General features: G+C 64.5%; 13 protein-coding genes and 3 tRNA genes. 9 read left to right on the forward strand and 7 right to left on the reverse strand.

Going from position 1 to position 13,445, the window contains the following annotated elements:
* The first annotated feature begins 4 nt into the window (after positions 1–4).
* From msrA to AC07OK_RS01760, 6 genes are read left to right on the forward strand one after another with little or no spacing between them, the layout of a single operon-like run.
* Positions 5–718 carry a peptide-methionine (S)-S-oxide reductase MsrA gene (gene msrA / locus AC07OK_RS01735; protein WP_494688680.1) on the forward strand — a complete coding sequence of 238 codons (714 nt, stop codon included), beginning with the start codon at positions 5–7 and terminating at the stop codon, positions 716–718.
* Positions 719–765: 47 nt separating this feature from the next.
* Positions 766–1,815 (forward strand): ABC transporter substrate-binding protein, encoded by a 1,050-nt coding sequence (locus AC07OK_RS01740; protein ID WP_494688681.1) that lies wholly within the window; start codon positions 766–768, stop codon positions 1,813–1,815.
* Positions 1,812–2,396 carry an SCO family protein gene (locus tag AC07OK_RS01745; RefSeq protein WP_494688682.1) on the forward strand — a complete coding sequence of 195 codons (585 nt, stop codon included), beginning with the start codon at positions 1,812–1,814 and terminating at the stop codon, positions 2,394–2,396. The genes AC07OK_RS01740 and AC07OK_RS01745 overlap by 4 nt, the downstream gene beginning before the upstream one ends.
* The gene (locus AC07OK_RS01750; protein WP_494688683.1) at positions 2,393–2,851 is read left to right on the forward strand and encodes a cupredoxin domain-containing protein; all 459 of its coding nucleotides are present in this window, start codon (positions 2,393–2,395) and stop codon (positions 2,849–2,851) included. Before AC07OK_RS01745 ends, AC07OK_RS01750 begins: the two co-directional genes overlap by 4 nt.
* Before the next feature lie 9 nt (positions 2,852–2,860).
* Positions 2,861–3,619 carry an ABC transporter permease gene (locus tag AC07OK_RS01755; protein ID WP_494688684.1) on the forward strand — a complete coding sequence of 253 codons (759 nt, stop codon included), beginning with the start codon at positions 2,861–2,863 and terminating at the stop codon, positions 3,617–3,619.
* The gene (locus tag AC07OK_RS01760) at positions 3,609–4,343 is read left to right on the forward strand and encodes an ABC transporter ATP-binding protein (RefSeq protein WP_494688685.1); all 735 of its coding nucleotides are present in this window, start codon (positions 3,609–3,611) and stop codon (positions 4,341–4,343) included. Before AC07OK_RS01755 ends, AC07OK_RS01760 begins: the two co-directional genes overlap by 11 nt.
* Here the strand turns inward: AC07OK_RS01760 and AC07OK_RS01765 are convergent.
* The 4 genes from AC07OK_RS01765 to earP form a co-directional block, all read right to left on the reverse strand.
* Positions 4,336–5,352 (reverse strand): alpha/beta fold hydrolase, encoded by a 1,017-nt coding sequence (locus AC07OK_RS01765; protein WP_494688686.1) that lies wholly within the window; start codon positions 5,350–5,352, stop codon positions 4,336–4,338. The two genes, AC07OK_RS01760 and AC07OK_RS01765, sit on opposite strands and share 8 nt — an antisense overlap.
* Positions 5,353–5,461: 109 nt before the next feature.
* Positions 5,462–7,069 carry an amidase gene (locus AC07OK_RS01770; protein WP_494688687.1) on the reverse strand — a complete coding sequence of 536 codons (1,608 nt, stop codon included), beginning with the start codon at positions 7,067–7,069 and terminating at the stop codon, positions 5,462–5,464.
* A 192-nt stretch (positions 7,070–7,261) separates the two neighbouring features.
* A complete protein-coding gene (locus AC07OK_RS01775) occupies positions 7,262–7,837 on the reverse strand; it encodes an elongation factor P (protein WP_116988197.1) in 576 nt (191 codons plus the stop codon).
* A 132-nt stretch (positions 7,838–7,969) separates the two neighbouring features.
* On the reverse strand, positions 7,970–9,124 hold the full coding sequence (gene earP / locus AC07OK_RS01780; protein ID WP_494688688.1) for an elongation factor P maturation arginine rhamnosyltransferase EarP: 1,155 nt from the start codon (positions 9,122–9,124) through the stop codon (positions 7,970–7,972).
* A 164-nt stretch (positions 9,125–9,288) separates the two neighbouring features.
* Between earP and AC07OK_RS01785 the strand changes: the two genes are divergently transcribed.
* From AC07OK_RS01785 to AC07OK_RS01795, 3 genes are all read left to right on the forward strand, one after another.
* On the forward strand, positions 9,289–10,527 hold the full coding sequence (locus AC07OK_RS01785) for a hypothetical protein (protein WP_494688689.1): 1,239 nt from the start codon (positions 9,289–9,291) through the stop codon (positions 10,525–10,527).
* 93 nt (positions 10,528–10,620) lie between these two features.
* Positions 10,621–10,914 carry a hypothetical protein gene (locus AC07OK_RS01790; RefSeq protein WP_494688690.1) on the forward strand — a complete coding sequence of 98 codons (294 nt, stop codon included), beginning with the start codon at positions 10,621–10,623 and terminating at the stop codon, positions 10,912–10,914.
* A gap of 11 nt (positions 10,915–10,925) precedes the next feature.
* The gene (locus AC07OK_RS01795; protein ID WP_494688691.1) at positions 10,926–12,962 is read left to right on the forward strand and encodes a S8 family serine peptidase; all 2,037 of its coding nucleotides are present in this window, start codon (positions 10,926–10,928) and stop codon (positions 12,960–12,962) included.
* Between the two features lie 44 nt (positions 12,963–13,006).
* Here AC07OK_RS01795 and AC07OK_RS01800 read toward each other — a convergent pair.
* From AC07OK_RS01800 to AC07OK_RS01810, 3 genes are all read right to left on the reverse strand, one after another.
* Positions 13,007–13,082, reverse strand: a tRNA-Glu gene (locus AC07OK_RS01800).
* A gap of 58 nt (positions 13,083–13,140) precedes the next feature.
* Positions 13,141–13,216: transfer RNA gene (locus AC07OK_RS01805), tRNA-Glu, on the reverse strand.
* 152 nt (positions 13,217–13,368) lie between these two features.
* A tRNA-Glu gene (locus AC07OK_RS01810) sits at positions 13,369–13,444 on the reverse strand.
* Between the last annotated feature and the right edge of the window lies 1 nt (position 13,445).

Raw genomic sequence — 13,445 nt, forward strand, 5'->3', positions numbered from 1 at the left:
CATCATGAACAGTATCCTGAAAAATTGGGGCGGTCCTGCGGCTCTGGTCGGCGCGGCCATCTTCGGCGTGGCACTGTGGCAGCAGCCGGCGGAATCGGCGGAGGTCGCGGTGGTGATCGCCCCGCCGGCGATCGATGAACCGGCCGGCGCCGGGCATGCGGCCACCGCGATCTTTGCCGGCGGCTGCTTCTGGGGCGTACAGGGCGTTTTCCAGCATGTGAAAGGCGTCAGCAACGCCGTCTCCGGATATGCCGGCGGCGACAGCCGCAGCGCCAACTACGACGCCGTCAGCGGTGGCGACACCGGCCACGCCGAGAGCGTAAAGATCACCTACGACCCGGCGCAGGTCAGCTACGGCAAGCTGCTGCAGATCTTCTTCTCGGTGGCGCACAATCCGACGGAGCTCAATCGCCAGGGACCGGACAGCGGCACGCAATACCGTTCGGCGATCTTCCCGCAAACGCCGGTTCAGCGCAGCGTGGCGGAAAAGTACATCGCCCAGCTGGATGCGTCGCACGTGTTCAAGAAACCGCTGGCGACCAGGATCGAAATGGACAAGGCATTCTACCCGGCCGAGACCTATCACCAGAACTTCCTGACGCTGCACCCCAGCCATCCGTACATCGCCTTCAACGACCTGCCAAAGGTCGAGAACCTGAAGCGTATCGCGCCGGATGTGTATCGCGCCGATCCGGTGCTGGTCCGTAAAGGGCTGTAGTACTGGCTGTAGTACAATTACAGCAAAATACTATGCGGCCAGGCGCCATGGATACCAGAGACGATCCCTCCCCCGATTCACCGCTGCGCCGCCGGCTGCTGGGCGGCCTGCTGTCCGCCGCCGCGCCCGCGCTGCCGCTGATTTTGCCGTCCAGCGCGCGCGCGGCCGATGCCCCCATCCAGGTCGGAGGATTGCCCGTCACCTGCAATCTGACGCTGCCGGTTGCCTGCATGGCGAAGGCCGCGGCAGCGGGCAAACCGGGCGCGCTGCCGCGCGGCTTCGAATACAGCAAATACAACGGCTGGCCAGAGGTCAAGGAATCGCTGATGACGGGCCGCATCCAGGCCGCCTACATGCTGGCGCCGCTGGTGATGGACCTGGCCGACAAACGCATCCCCGTCAAGATCGTCTCGCTGGGCCACCGTTCGGGCGCCGTCATCATGGTGCGCACCGACTCCACGCATAAAAAATTCTCCGACCTGCGCGGCAAGCGCATCGCCATACCAAGCCGCTTCGCGGTGGACTTCCTATTCCTGCGTAAAATGCTGGCGCGCGAGAAGATGACGCCCAAGGATATCGAGATCGTCGAGATGGCGCCGCCGGACATGCCGGCCGCGCTGTACGCCAAGGCGGTGGACGGCTACTGCACCGGCGAACCTTTCGGCGCCGCAGCGCAGCGCGCCGGCTACGCCCGTCCGCTGGCGATGACGCGCGACGAGTGGCGCAACTACATCTGCTGCGTGCTAACGGTACGCGAAGAGCTGATCAAGGAAAACCGCCCGCTGGTGCAGGAGCTGGTCAACTACGTGCAGGCCGCCGGCAGCTGGCTCGATTCCACGCCGGCCAGCCGCGAGAAGGCGATCACCATCGCCGCCGGCCGCAAGTACTTCAACCAGGACCCGAACATCCTGCGCTTCGTGATGCAGAACCCGACCGACCGCGTGACCTACGGCGACCTGCGCATGATACGCGCCGAGTTCGACGAGTTGATGCAGTTGTCGATCGAAGCCGGCACCATCAAGCACCCCATCGCCTACGAGTCCTACGTGGACGAGAGCTTCGTCAAGGCCATCAAGCCGGTCGCCATCAACATATGAGCAAGTGGAGCGTAGCGTTACTGGCGATGTCGATCGCGTTCGGCGCGCAAGCCGCCGACACCCTTGGCTTGAAGGCCGGCGTATTCGATCCGCCGCGCATGGCGCCCGACTTCACGGTGCGCGGCTCGGACGGCAAGGAGCTGAAACTGAGCCAGTACCGGGGCAAGCTGGTGCTGCTGGAATTCGGATACACCTCGTGCGTGGATGTGTGCCCGGTATCGCTGGGGATGCTGGCGGAGGCGCGCCGGCAGATGGGCGCGCAGGCCAGCCAGCTGCAGGTGATTTACGTCACCGTCGATCCCGAGCGCGACACGCCCGAGCGCATGCGGAACTATCTGCGCGCGTTCGACCCGACCTTCGTCGGCGCCACCGGCACGCCGCAGCAAATGGCGCGCGTGCGCCAGGACTACGGCATCACCGCGACCAAGAAGATGATCGACGGTAGCAAGACCGATTACACCGTCGGCCATTCCTCGTACCTGTACTTCGTCGATCGCAAGGGAAGCTTGCGCGCGCTGCTGCCGTTCGGACGCACCGCCGCCGACGTGGTGCATGACGCCACGCTGCTGCTGAAGAATTGAGTACGCAACGCCTACGCAAACCGGCCGTTATCGCGCTGGGCCTTGCCGCTACCGGCGTCGTAGCCCTGTGCGCATGGGCCGCGCTGGCACCGCTCGCCCTGCCCTCACGCGACGAGCTGTTTGAAATCCCCAACGGCACCTGGGCGCGCCGCATGGCCGGCGACAAGGTGGAGATCCTGCCTTCCGAAATCCATCTGACGCAGGGTGCGAACGATGTGCTCCTGCTGCGCAACAAGGACAGCGTGCCGCAGATCTTCGGGCCGGTGCTGATCATGCCGGGCCAGAGTTTCCGGCTGCCGTTTGAAACCGTCTCCGTCAACGACTTCGCCTGCACCGCACACGCCAGCGGCCAAATGCGGGTGGTGGTCGACGCCATGCCGCCCGTCGGCTGGCCGCGCCTGAAGTGGCGCGCCCTGCGCATCTGGGCGCGCGCGCCGCATATGTTCTCAACCTAATTGGACGTTATGGAAAAACTCAAGAAAATCCTGCCGCCGCTGGCGGTGCTGGCCGCGCTGATCGCCCTGTGGTGGATCGTGGTGGTGCAGACCGAGAGCGTGATCTTCCCGACGCCGCTGCAAGTGGTGACCGGCACGCTGGAACTGGCCGAAGACGGCACGCTGTGGGAGCATATCGGCGCCTCGCTGTTCCGCGTTGGCACCGGCTTCGGGCTGGCGGCGGCGGTGGCGATTCCGCTGGGCTTGTGGATGGGCCGCGTGGACGGCGCCTACATCACGCTCAACCCCATCTTCCAGATCCTGCGGCCGATCTCGCCGATCGCGTGGATACCGTTGGCGATCCTGTGGTTCGGGGTCGGCAACCTGTCGCCGATCTTCCTGATCTTTATCGCCGCCGTGTTTCCGATGATCGTGCAGACCGCGTCCGGCGTGCACACCATCGAGCGGCGCTACCTGCGGGCGGCGGAGAACTTCGGCGTTTCCAAAACTACGCTGTTCCGGCAGGTGATCATACCGGCGGTGCTGCCGGAGATTATCATCGGCATGCGCATCGCGCTGGGCGTGGCGTGGCTGGTGGTGGTGGCGGCCGAGATGATCGCGCTGCGCTCCGGCCTGGGCTACCTGATCATGGACTCCCGCAACGCCGGCAACCGCTATGACCTGGTCATCGCCGGCATGATCATCATCGGCGTCATCGGCCTGATACTGGACGCGGTGATGCGCAAACTCGAAGGCCTCAAATCGGTAAGGTGGCGCTATGGACGCTAAGATCGTCGTCAACGATATCAAGAAAAACTTCAAGGAGCTGCCGGTGGTCGGCGGCGTCAGCCTGGATGTGAAGGATGGCGAATTCGTCGCCATCGTCGGGCCGTCCGGCTGCGGCAAATCGACGCTGATGAAGATCATCGCCGGCTTCGAGCAGCCCAGCGAGGGCGAGGTGCGCATCGACGGCACGGTGCGGCGCGGGCCGAGCCCCAAAGGCATCGCGATCTCGCAGCATGGTTCGGTGTTCCCGTGGCTGACGGTGCAGCAGAACCTGATGTTCGGCCTGACCGGCAACGGCCATGGCGACAAATCGGCGCTGGCCGATCACTATGCGGAGATGGTGGGCTTGAAGGGTTTCGAGAACAGCTATCCGCACGAGCTGTCGGGTGGCATGTTGAAACGGGTGGAGCTGGCGCGGGCCTTCGTGGTCAAGCCGGAGATCCTGTACATGGACGAACCCTTCTCCGCGCTGGACGCGTTGATGAACCTGAAGATGCGCACCGAGCTGCTGCGCATCCTTTCCGAGGAACGTCACACGGTGATCCTGATCACGCACGATGTGGAGGAAGCGCTGTTCATGGCGGACCGCATCCTGGTGCTGTCGCCACGGCCGACGCGGATACAGGCGACGTTCGAGGTGCCGCATCCGCATCCGCGCAAGCTGTCCCGTCCCGAGTTCCAGGAGATGAAGGAACAGATCCTGCGCGAATTGGGTGTGACTATTTGACCTGTGTGAGCACTTCCAGCACGGCCTCGGTCACGGCTTCCGGCTTGTCGACCTGAATCCCGTGGCCGGCGCCGGCCACGATACGCTGCGTGCCGCGCGTGGACAGCGCGGCCATCTGCTTCTGGATCGCCACGTTCTCGTCTTCCATCGCTTTATTGAGCGCACTTTGCGGCTGGTTCGGCACCGCATACGGGCTCACGCCGCGCGTCAGCACCACGAGCGGCAGGTCGCCGAGCGGGCGGCGCAAGGCGCGCAGCTGCTCGTCGCTGTCCTTCATCGCATTCCATTCCGCCACCGTGGTGCGCCAGTAGGTCGGCTTGCGCTCCTGCGCCAGCACCACCGGTCCCAGTGCAGGGCCGAAGAAGGTCGACGGATCGCCGATGCAGTTCTTCTGCTGCTGGCTGCCGGCGGCGATGCCCTTGCCTTTGCTGGCGGCGGCCAGGCAGTACTGGTTCTGCTGCTCGACCATGCCGTAGATCTGCTTGATCTTCCCATCGGTGACTTTATCGAGGCGGCTGGTTTCGTCTTCATGCTGCGCTTCGACCAGCACCAGGCCTTTGACCTCGTCCGGATAGCGATAGGTGTAGACCTGCACATTGGCGCCGCCGAGCGAATTGCCAACCAGGATATACGGCGGCTTGACGCCGGCGCCGTCCAGCAGCTTGTGCAGATCCTCGGCCACGTTCTCGGAAGTGTTCGGACGCGTTGCGGGGTCGCTGAAACCGTAGCCGGCGCGGTCGAACACGCAGGCGCGCGTGTGCTTGGCCACTTCCGGCTGCACCTTGAACCAGGCCCAACCTGCGTCACCGGACGGCGAGTCGAACAACACGGTGGTGTCGCCCTCGCCGCTGCAATGCAGATTCATCTTGCGACCGCCGACATCAATCAGCTGCTGCGGCTTGGCAAACGCACGGCCGCCATCGCTCTTCACGGCGGAAGCCGCCAATACCGGAGAAAGCGCGCCGGCAACCAGCGCCAGCAATGCAAAACGGAACAAAGGTTTAATCATTCAATTCCTCCTTAAAATTAGGGTCAAGTCTGACATTCGGACACGAGCTCAAGCTTAGCAACTTTACTACAGTTGTGCCCGTGTCCGAATGTCAGACTTGACCCTCTTTTTAGCGGACGGCGAGGGAGACGCTGGCGGGGAATTGCGGGGCGCGACGGTGTAGCGTCGCTTGTTCGTAGGAGTAGGCCATGCGGATCAGCACGGCTTCGCTGTAGGCGGCGCCGACGAACGACAGGCCTACCGGCAGGCCGTGCACATACCCCGCCGGCACCGTGATGTGCGGGTAGCCCGCCACCGCCGCCGGCGACGAGAAGCTGCCGCCGAAATGGTCGCCGTTGATGAAGTCGGTCAGCCAGGCCGGGCCGCCGGTCGGCGCCACCAGCGCGTCGAGCTGGTGCTCGCGCATCACCTGGTCGATGCCTTCGGCGCGCGCGTAGCGCTGGTTGTTGGCCAGCGCATCGCGGTAGGCCGGAGTGTCGAGATCGCCCTTCGCTTGCGCGCGCTCCAGATATTCCTGGCCGAAGTACGGCAACTCTTGTTGGTGGTTTTTCTGGTTGAAGGCGATCACGTCGGCCATGTTGGACACCGGCGCGTGCGGCGCATATTCCTTCAGGTAGGCCGCCAGGTCGGCCTTGAATTCGTACAGCAGCACTTCGGTTTCGCTGTCGCCATATTTGCTGATGTTGGGCACTTCGGTGTCGACCAGGATCGCGCCCTGCGCCTTCAAGTCCAGCAGCGCTTTTTCGATCACTGCGTCCAGCTCGTCGTTGGTGCCGAAGAAGTTACGGGCCACGCCGATGCGCTTGCCCTTCAAGCCGCCCTTCTCCAGCGCGGCGCGGTAGTCGCCGGCCTTGCCGGCGCCTTGCTGCGTCACCGGGTCCCTGGCGTCGACGCCGGTCATCGCGGCCAGCATCAGCGCGGCGTCGGCGACGCTGCGCGCCATCGGGCCGGCCGTGTCCTGCGAGTGGGCGATCGGGATGATGCCGCTGCGGCTGACCAGTCCCAAGGTTGGCTTGATGCCGACCAGGCCGCAGATCGAGGCCGGCGACACGATCGAGCCGTCGGTCTCGGTGCCGACCGCCAGCGTGGCCAGACCGGCGGCGATCGCCGCGCCCGAGCCGGAGCTGGAGCCGCTGCAATTGCGGTCCAGCGAATACGGATTCAAGGTCAGGCCGCCGCGCCCGCTCCAGCCACTGACCGAATGCGTCGAGCGCATATTGGCCCACTCGCTGAGGTTGGTCTTGCCGATGATGACGGCGCCGGCCGCGCGCAGCTGCGCCGCAACGTGGGCGTCGCGCGCGGCGCGGATGCCGTTCAGCGCCAACGAGCCGGCGGTGGTGCTCATGCGGTCGCCGGTGGCGATGTTGTCTTTGAGGAGGACGGGGATGCCGTGCAGCGGGCCGCGCACGCGCTTGAGGTTGCGCTCACGGTCCATTTCCAGCGCGATCTTCAGCGCTTCGGGATTGATTTCGATGATGGCGTTGAGGCGGGGTCCGGCTTTGTCGATGGTCTTGATGCGGGCCAGGTATTGCGAAGTCAGCGAGTGCGAGGTCAGCTTGCCGGCCTCCATCATCTGCTGCTGTTCCCAGACGCCGGCATCGAGAATGCCGCCAGGGCCATGCTTGGACGCCGCACTCGCCGGCGCCGCCAGCACCCGGTTGCTGCCCGCCGCGGCACCCGCCGCCACGCCGATACGAACGAATTCCCTGCGATCCATGCCATCCTCGTGAGTGGTTTGAACTGATCACCAATGCGCACTATTTATTGCGTTGCATAAATATATCAGCGTGTTGCCAGCCACACTACAAAAATTATTACAAATCAGCAAATAATTACCAATTTCCAATAAAAAAAGCACGCCGGCATGTGTTTAACATGCTTGGGCGTGCTTTTTTAGCACTAAAACCGATTAGTTACGAACGATACGCTTGTATTCGTTGGTACGGGTGTCGATTTCGATGACGTCGTCCTGGCTCACGAACAGCGGCACTTGCACGGTGTGGCGATGGGCTTCGATGGCGTTTTCGATCTTGGCTTCTTTCAGGACGTTGCCCGAAGTGTTGCCCTTGACCGCAGGCTCCGAGTACACGACCTGGCGTGCGATGGTGGTTGGCAGTTCAACCGAGATCGCCTTGCCGTCGTAGAACACGGCTTCGCATTCCATACCGTCTTTCAGGTAGTTCAGCGCTTCGCCCAGGTTTTCTTCTTCGATTTCGTATTGCTCGTAGTCGGTGTCCATGAACACGTACAGCGGATCGGCGAAGTACGAGTAGGTCACTGGCTTCTTGTCCAGAACCACCACGTCGAACTTGTCGTCGCCGCGGAATACGTTTTCCATCGGGGTGTTGGTCAGAAGATTCTTCATCTTCCATTTGTACGTGAAGCCCGTGCGGCTCGAACCGTTGACGTCGGAGCGCAGAACGATCATAGGCTTGCTGTCAACCATGATGATGTTGCCAACACGAATTTCTTTTGCAGGTTTCATAGAGAGTGTACGTAAAAAGTAGGTTGCGTAAAAATCATCTGTCGCCAGGTGCTAGGCCCAAAGCTCACGGTTGATCAGGTAAAAATGCGCTAAAGATTAACCCGGCATTATACCCGGCTTTTCCCGCGCCGCCTATCTCAGCGTGGCGGCGAACGCCATCAGATTGGCGGCCAGGTCGCCGTTGGCCAGCATTTGTCCCTGCCACTCGGCGGCGCGCGCGCTCATCGCCGGCATCTGGCGCGCGAACGCCTGCCACAGCGACGCCCAGTCGCTGCCCTCGCCCGCCGTCGGCGCGCCGTTCCAGCGCAGCGAAAATTCGGCCAGCGCCGCCAGCTCCGTGGCGTAGCGCTGCAGGAAGGCGCGCAGTTTTTGGTGGTGCAGGTCTTCCTCCTGCGGATAGATGTGCCAGACGAAGGGCTTGCCGGCCCACTGCGCGCGCACGAAGGAATCCTCGCCGCGTACAAAGTTCAGGTCGCAGGCCCACAACAGCTTGTCGTAGTCCGGCTGCGGCACGAAGGGCAGCACGCGCAAGGTCAGCGCGCCGTCGGTGGCGCTGGCGCCGGCGATGGCGTCGGCGCCGAGGAAGGCTTGCACCGACTCGGCCGCCACGCCTTCCGGCACCAGGCAGGTGATGGCCGTATCGCCCTGGCGCCAGACGTCCAGCAGCGCCGACACCGGCGCGTGCGGGTAGCAGAACAGCGAGACCTTGGTGGCCGCCATCTCGGCCGGCGTGACGCCGAAGCGCGCCAGGAACGCCGCCATCGCCGCCGGCGAGGACTGGAACTGGCGCCGCTGTTCATCGAGCTCCGCCTCGCGCAGCAGGCCGCCGGTCTTGTCGGTGAAGCCGGGGAAGAAGAAATGCTTGGTCAGCGACAGGCGCGGATGCGGCGACGTCAGCCGATGACAGCCTTCGACCCACTCCTCCGCCGTCAGGCCTTCCAGGTTGAACCACACCGGGCGCGGCTCGCACTGCGCCATCGCCTCGATGTAGCCGGGCGGGATGTCGACCGCGAAGAATTCGATGACGATGTCGGCCACGTCGGCCGGCGTGTAGACGCCGTCCTGGTCGCGCCAGTGGCGCACCTGCACGCCATCGAGCTGCTGGCGGTCGGCGGCGGTGTCGACCTCGGGGCAGATGCGGCGGAAGCTGGCCAGGTCGTCGACCCACAAGGTGACGGCGAGGTCGTGCTCGCGCCGCAGCTGGCGCGCCAGGCGCCAGCAGATGCCGATGTCGCCGTAGTTGTCGACCACACGGCAGAACAGATCGAGGCGGCGGAATTTCTTCATGACAGGTCGAAAAAAAAGTGAGGCTGGATGATACCTGATTAACGTGCGAGAGCCACCAAGAATACCAAAACTTCCGCTCACTGGCCCAGTCCAATCCCTTCCAGCGCCGGTTCAAGCGGCACGCGGACGGCGCTGGCCAACAGCAACCACAACAAGGAGATGTCATGAACGAGTATCAACAATACTATGCACAACAACTAGCACCGCAACAACTGGGCGGCCTGGCGCCGCAAGGTTTCTTCGGCAGCTTGCTGGGCGCACCGCTGGGCGGCCTGATCGGCCGCGGCATCGGCGGGCTGTTCGGCAACTCTCATCTCGGCAACCAGATCGGCCAGGCGGCCGGTGGCATCGGCGGCGCCTTCCTGCCACTGGGCGTCGACCCGGTGACTGCCGCCTACGCACAACAAGCACAACAACAGCAACTGCAGCAACTGCAACAGGCCCAGCTCGCACCACAGGGCTGGTTTGGCAACATCATCAAGAGCGTGGCGCAACCGCTGGGCGGCGCCATCGGCGGCGCTTTCGGTAACGCCGGCCTGGGCAACACCATCGGCGGCATCGCCGGCCAGCTGGGCGGCATGCTGCCGTTCGCGGCCGATCCGGTGCAGCAGGCTTATGCCCAGCAAGCAGCGCAGCTCCAACAACTACAACAGCTGCAAGCACAAGGCCTGGCGCCGCAAGGCTGGTTCGGCAACATCATCAAGAGCGTGGCGCAGCCGCTGGGCGGCATGATAGGCGGCGCCTTCGGCAATGCGGGGATCGGCAACACCATCGGCGGCATCGCCGGCCAGCTGGGCGGCATGCTGCCCTTCTCGGCCGATCCGGTGGCGCAAGCCTATGCACAGCAGGCGGCGCAGCTGCAAGCGCAAAGCCTGGCGCCGCAGGGCTACTTCAGCGACCTGCTGCGCAACCGCGCGAATACCGGCATCATCAGCCCACCCATCTTCAGCCGCCCCATCGGCAGCCCAGGCATCGGCTACCCGGGTCCCAACATCGCCAACCTGCTGCCGTTCGCCGTCGATCCGGTGACGCAAGCCTATGCGCAGCAAGCCCAGGACGCGCAGCTGCAACAGCTGCAACAGCTGCAAGGCCTGGCGCCGCAGGGCTGGTTCGGCAACATCATCAAGAGCGTGGCGCAACCGCTGGGCGGCGTGATCGGCGGCGCCTTCGGCAATTCGGGACTGGGCAACACCATCGGCGGCATCGCCGGGCAGCTGGGCGGCATGCTGCCGTTCGCCGTGGACCCGGTGACTGCGGCCTATACGCAGCAGTTGCAACAGCAGCTACAACAGCAACAGCAACAGCAGCAGGCACAACAAGCGCAACTGGCGCAGCTTTCGCAGCAGGCGCAAATGGCCAACGCCGGCAACACCGCGCTGTACGGCGGTCAATTACTGCATTGACCGCGCGCTGAGGCGCTGACCGGACGGCGCCGCCGTCCCTGCCCTCCGACGGCGGCGGCCGCGGAGGGCGCTGCACTTTTCAAGGAGACCCTCATGTTTGAAACCCAAGGCGCGCAAGCCAAGAAGGCCAGGTATCTGATCCATGCCACCGGCGGCGCGCCGCTGGCCGATTTTCTGGCGCTGGCCGACGTCGACCCCGAGATCACTGTGGTCGACGTCATCGGTCCGCACGACCAGCCGCATACGGCGGTCGTAGAAATCAGTCCCGACAAAGCCCGCGTGCTGGAGCTGCATTTCCGCAGCACCGGCACGCCCTCCCACCAATTGACGATAGAACCGGACCAGCCGCTGTCGCTTTTCGACCGCGAGCAGGCCGATCCGATTTGAAAGGAAAGTCCATGCCCAAACCCTCCAACGATGGCGTCTCGTCGTCCCCGGATCCCACGCTTTCCGGCGGCGGCGAACCTGCCAGTTCCACAGACAACACCAGCCGCTCAACGCGCGGCTCCAGCGGCGCCGGCGCCGGCCCGGTCGCCGCTGCCGGCGACACGGCGGCCGATACCGCCGGCGATCCCGGCAAACGCCCCGCCAACGGCGCTGGCCGCGCTATCTCGGCGCGCAAGAAGCAGTATGTGATCGCGCCGCGCCAACCGGACGGCTTGCAGGCGATGAGTTTCCAGCCGCTGCAATTCTCGGCGCTGGAACAGGCTCTGCGCAGCAGCAACGACATCGAAGTGGTCGACACGGTCGGCCCGAAATCCGTGCTCGGCGCGCTGGCCGACGGCATGGGCGGCTCGCAAGGCGTGCTGGTGGCGCGCATGACGGAACAGAAAGCCGCCGTGCTGCACCAGCAAGGCCAGGGCCGGCTGCTGGTGGAAAACGACCAGCACCTGAACCTGATGGACCCGGCGCTGCGCCAGCCGGCAATGGTAACCGGCGTCATGTCGACCAGCGGCGGCCCGGTGCTCAACGCCGTCGTCAGCGTGATCGGCAAGGACGGCGCACCGCAGGCGGAAGCGGAAGTGTCGCTGTTCGGCAGCATGCTGCCGGCCAGCGGCGTGACCGACGCCAACGGCCAGGTCACGCTGTCGCTGTTCGGCGAGACGCCGGAATCGGTGCGCGGCCTGTACGTCAAGCCCAAGTCCGATTACTGGAGCTTCTACCAGCGCGACCCCGACATCAGTACCGACGAAGCCAATGTCGTGACGCTGCGCGCGCTGTCGGACTGGCCGTCGCTGGCCGGCTTCCCGCGCCAGCGCGCCTACGGCTGGGGCCAGAAGGCGATGCGGCTGGATCAGCTGCCCGGCAATTATCGCGGCCAGGGGATCAAGATCGCCATCATCGATTCCGGCGCGGCCACCACCCACGCCAACCTGAAAGGCATCAAGGCCGGCTTCGACGTGCTGAACAAGAAAACCAACCCCGACGGCTGGGACCAGGACACGCTGGGCCACGGCTCGCACTGCGCCGGCGTGATCGCGGCGGCCGACATCGCCTCGGGCATCCGCGGCTTTGCGCCGGACGCCGAGGTCCATGCCTGCAAGCTCTTCCCCGGCGGGCAGATCAGCCAGCTGATCGACGCGCTGGAGTACTGCATCGACAAGCAGATCGACGTGGTCAACCTGAGCCTGGGCGGGGCCGAGGTGTCGGAAGCGCTGGAGCAGCAGATCGTGCGCGCCAAGCGGGCCGGCATCGCCTGCATTGTCGCGGCCGGCAATTCGGGCGGCGCGGTGCAATACCCTGCCTCGTCGCCGAATGTGCTGGCGGTGGCGGCGGTGGGCAAGCTCGACGAGTTCCCGGCCGACAGCTACCACGCGCAGACGCTGGACCAGAATGTCGACGCCTACGGCTACTTCACTGCCAAGTTCAGCTGCTTTGGACCGCAGGTGGCGGTGTGCGCGCCGGGGGTGGCGATCACCTCTTGCGTGCCGCCGAATAATTTCGCGGCCTGGGACGGCACCTCGATGGCGACCCCGCACGTGACCGGGCTGGCGGCGCTGACCCTGGCGCACCACCCGGACTTCCAGTCGCCGCAGTACAAGGCGCGCGGGGCCGAGCGGGTCGAGCGGCTGTTCCAGATCATCCGCGCCAGCGCGCACCGGGTCAGCCTGGCCGACCAGAGCCGCACCGGTTTCGGCTTGCCGGATGTGCTGGTGGCGGTGGGCTTGCAGAACCAGGCCAACCAGCAGCCCGCGCAGGTGGCGCCGCAGCAGGCCGGCGTGCTGTCGCCGATGATGGCGGCGCCGCAGTTGGGCGGCGCGCTGGGTGGCGCGATGGGGAACCCAATGAGCGGCTTGATGGGCGGCGGCGCGGTCTACGATCCGCTGGGGCTGGACGTGGCGCGGGCGGCGCAGATGGCCGCCTACGGCACGCAATGGCCGCTCCATATGGGGCGCTTCCCGCTGCCGCAGCCGTACAACCCCATCATGTGGTAAGCCCGGAAAAGCAAAAAGCCGCACTAGGCGGCTTTTTGCTTGACTGGCGTCCCCAAGGGGATTCGAACCCCTGTACTCACCGTGAAAGGGTGATGTCCTAGGCCTCTAGACGATGGGGACAGAAATCTGTCCATGCGCGTATCAACTGCGCTGACCTGTTAGAAAAGTCCTGAAACACTGGCGTCCCCAGGGGGATTCGAACCCCCGTACTCACCGTGAAAGGGTGATGTCCTAGGCCTCTAGACGATGGGGACTTTTCTAAGGCGCGAATCATAGCAGTCAAATCCGCGCTTGGCAATAGCAAACCCTTGTTTTTACAGGAAAAACCCGAAACATAGTCGAGCTTGCAACAAGCGCGCAAAGGCTGCAAAAACAAAAAAGCCGCTCTAGGCGGCTTTTGCAATACTGGCGTCCCCAGGGGGATTCGAACCCCCGTACTCACCGTGAAAGGGTGATGTCCTAGGCCTCTAGACGATGGGGACA

The sequence above is a fragment of the Duganella sp. GW821-FHT07G03 genome (assembly GCF_059418605.1).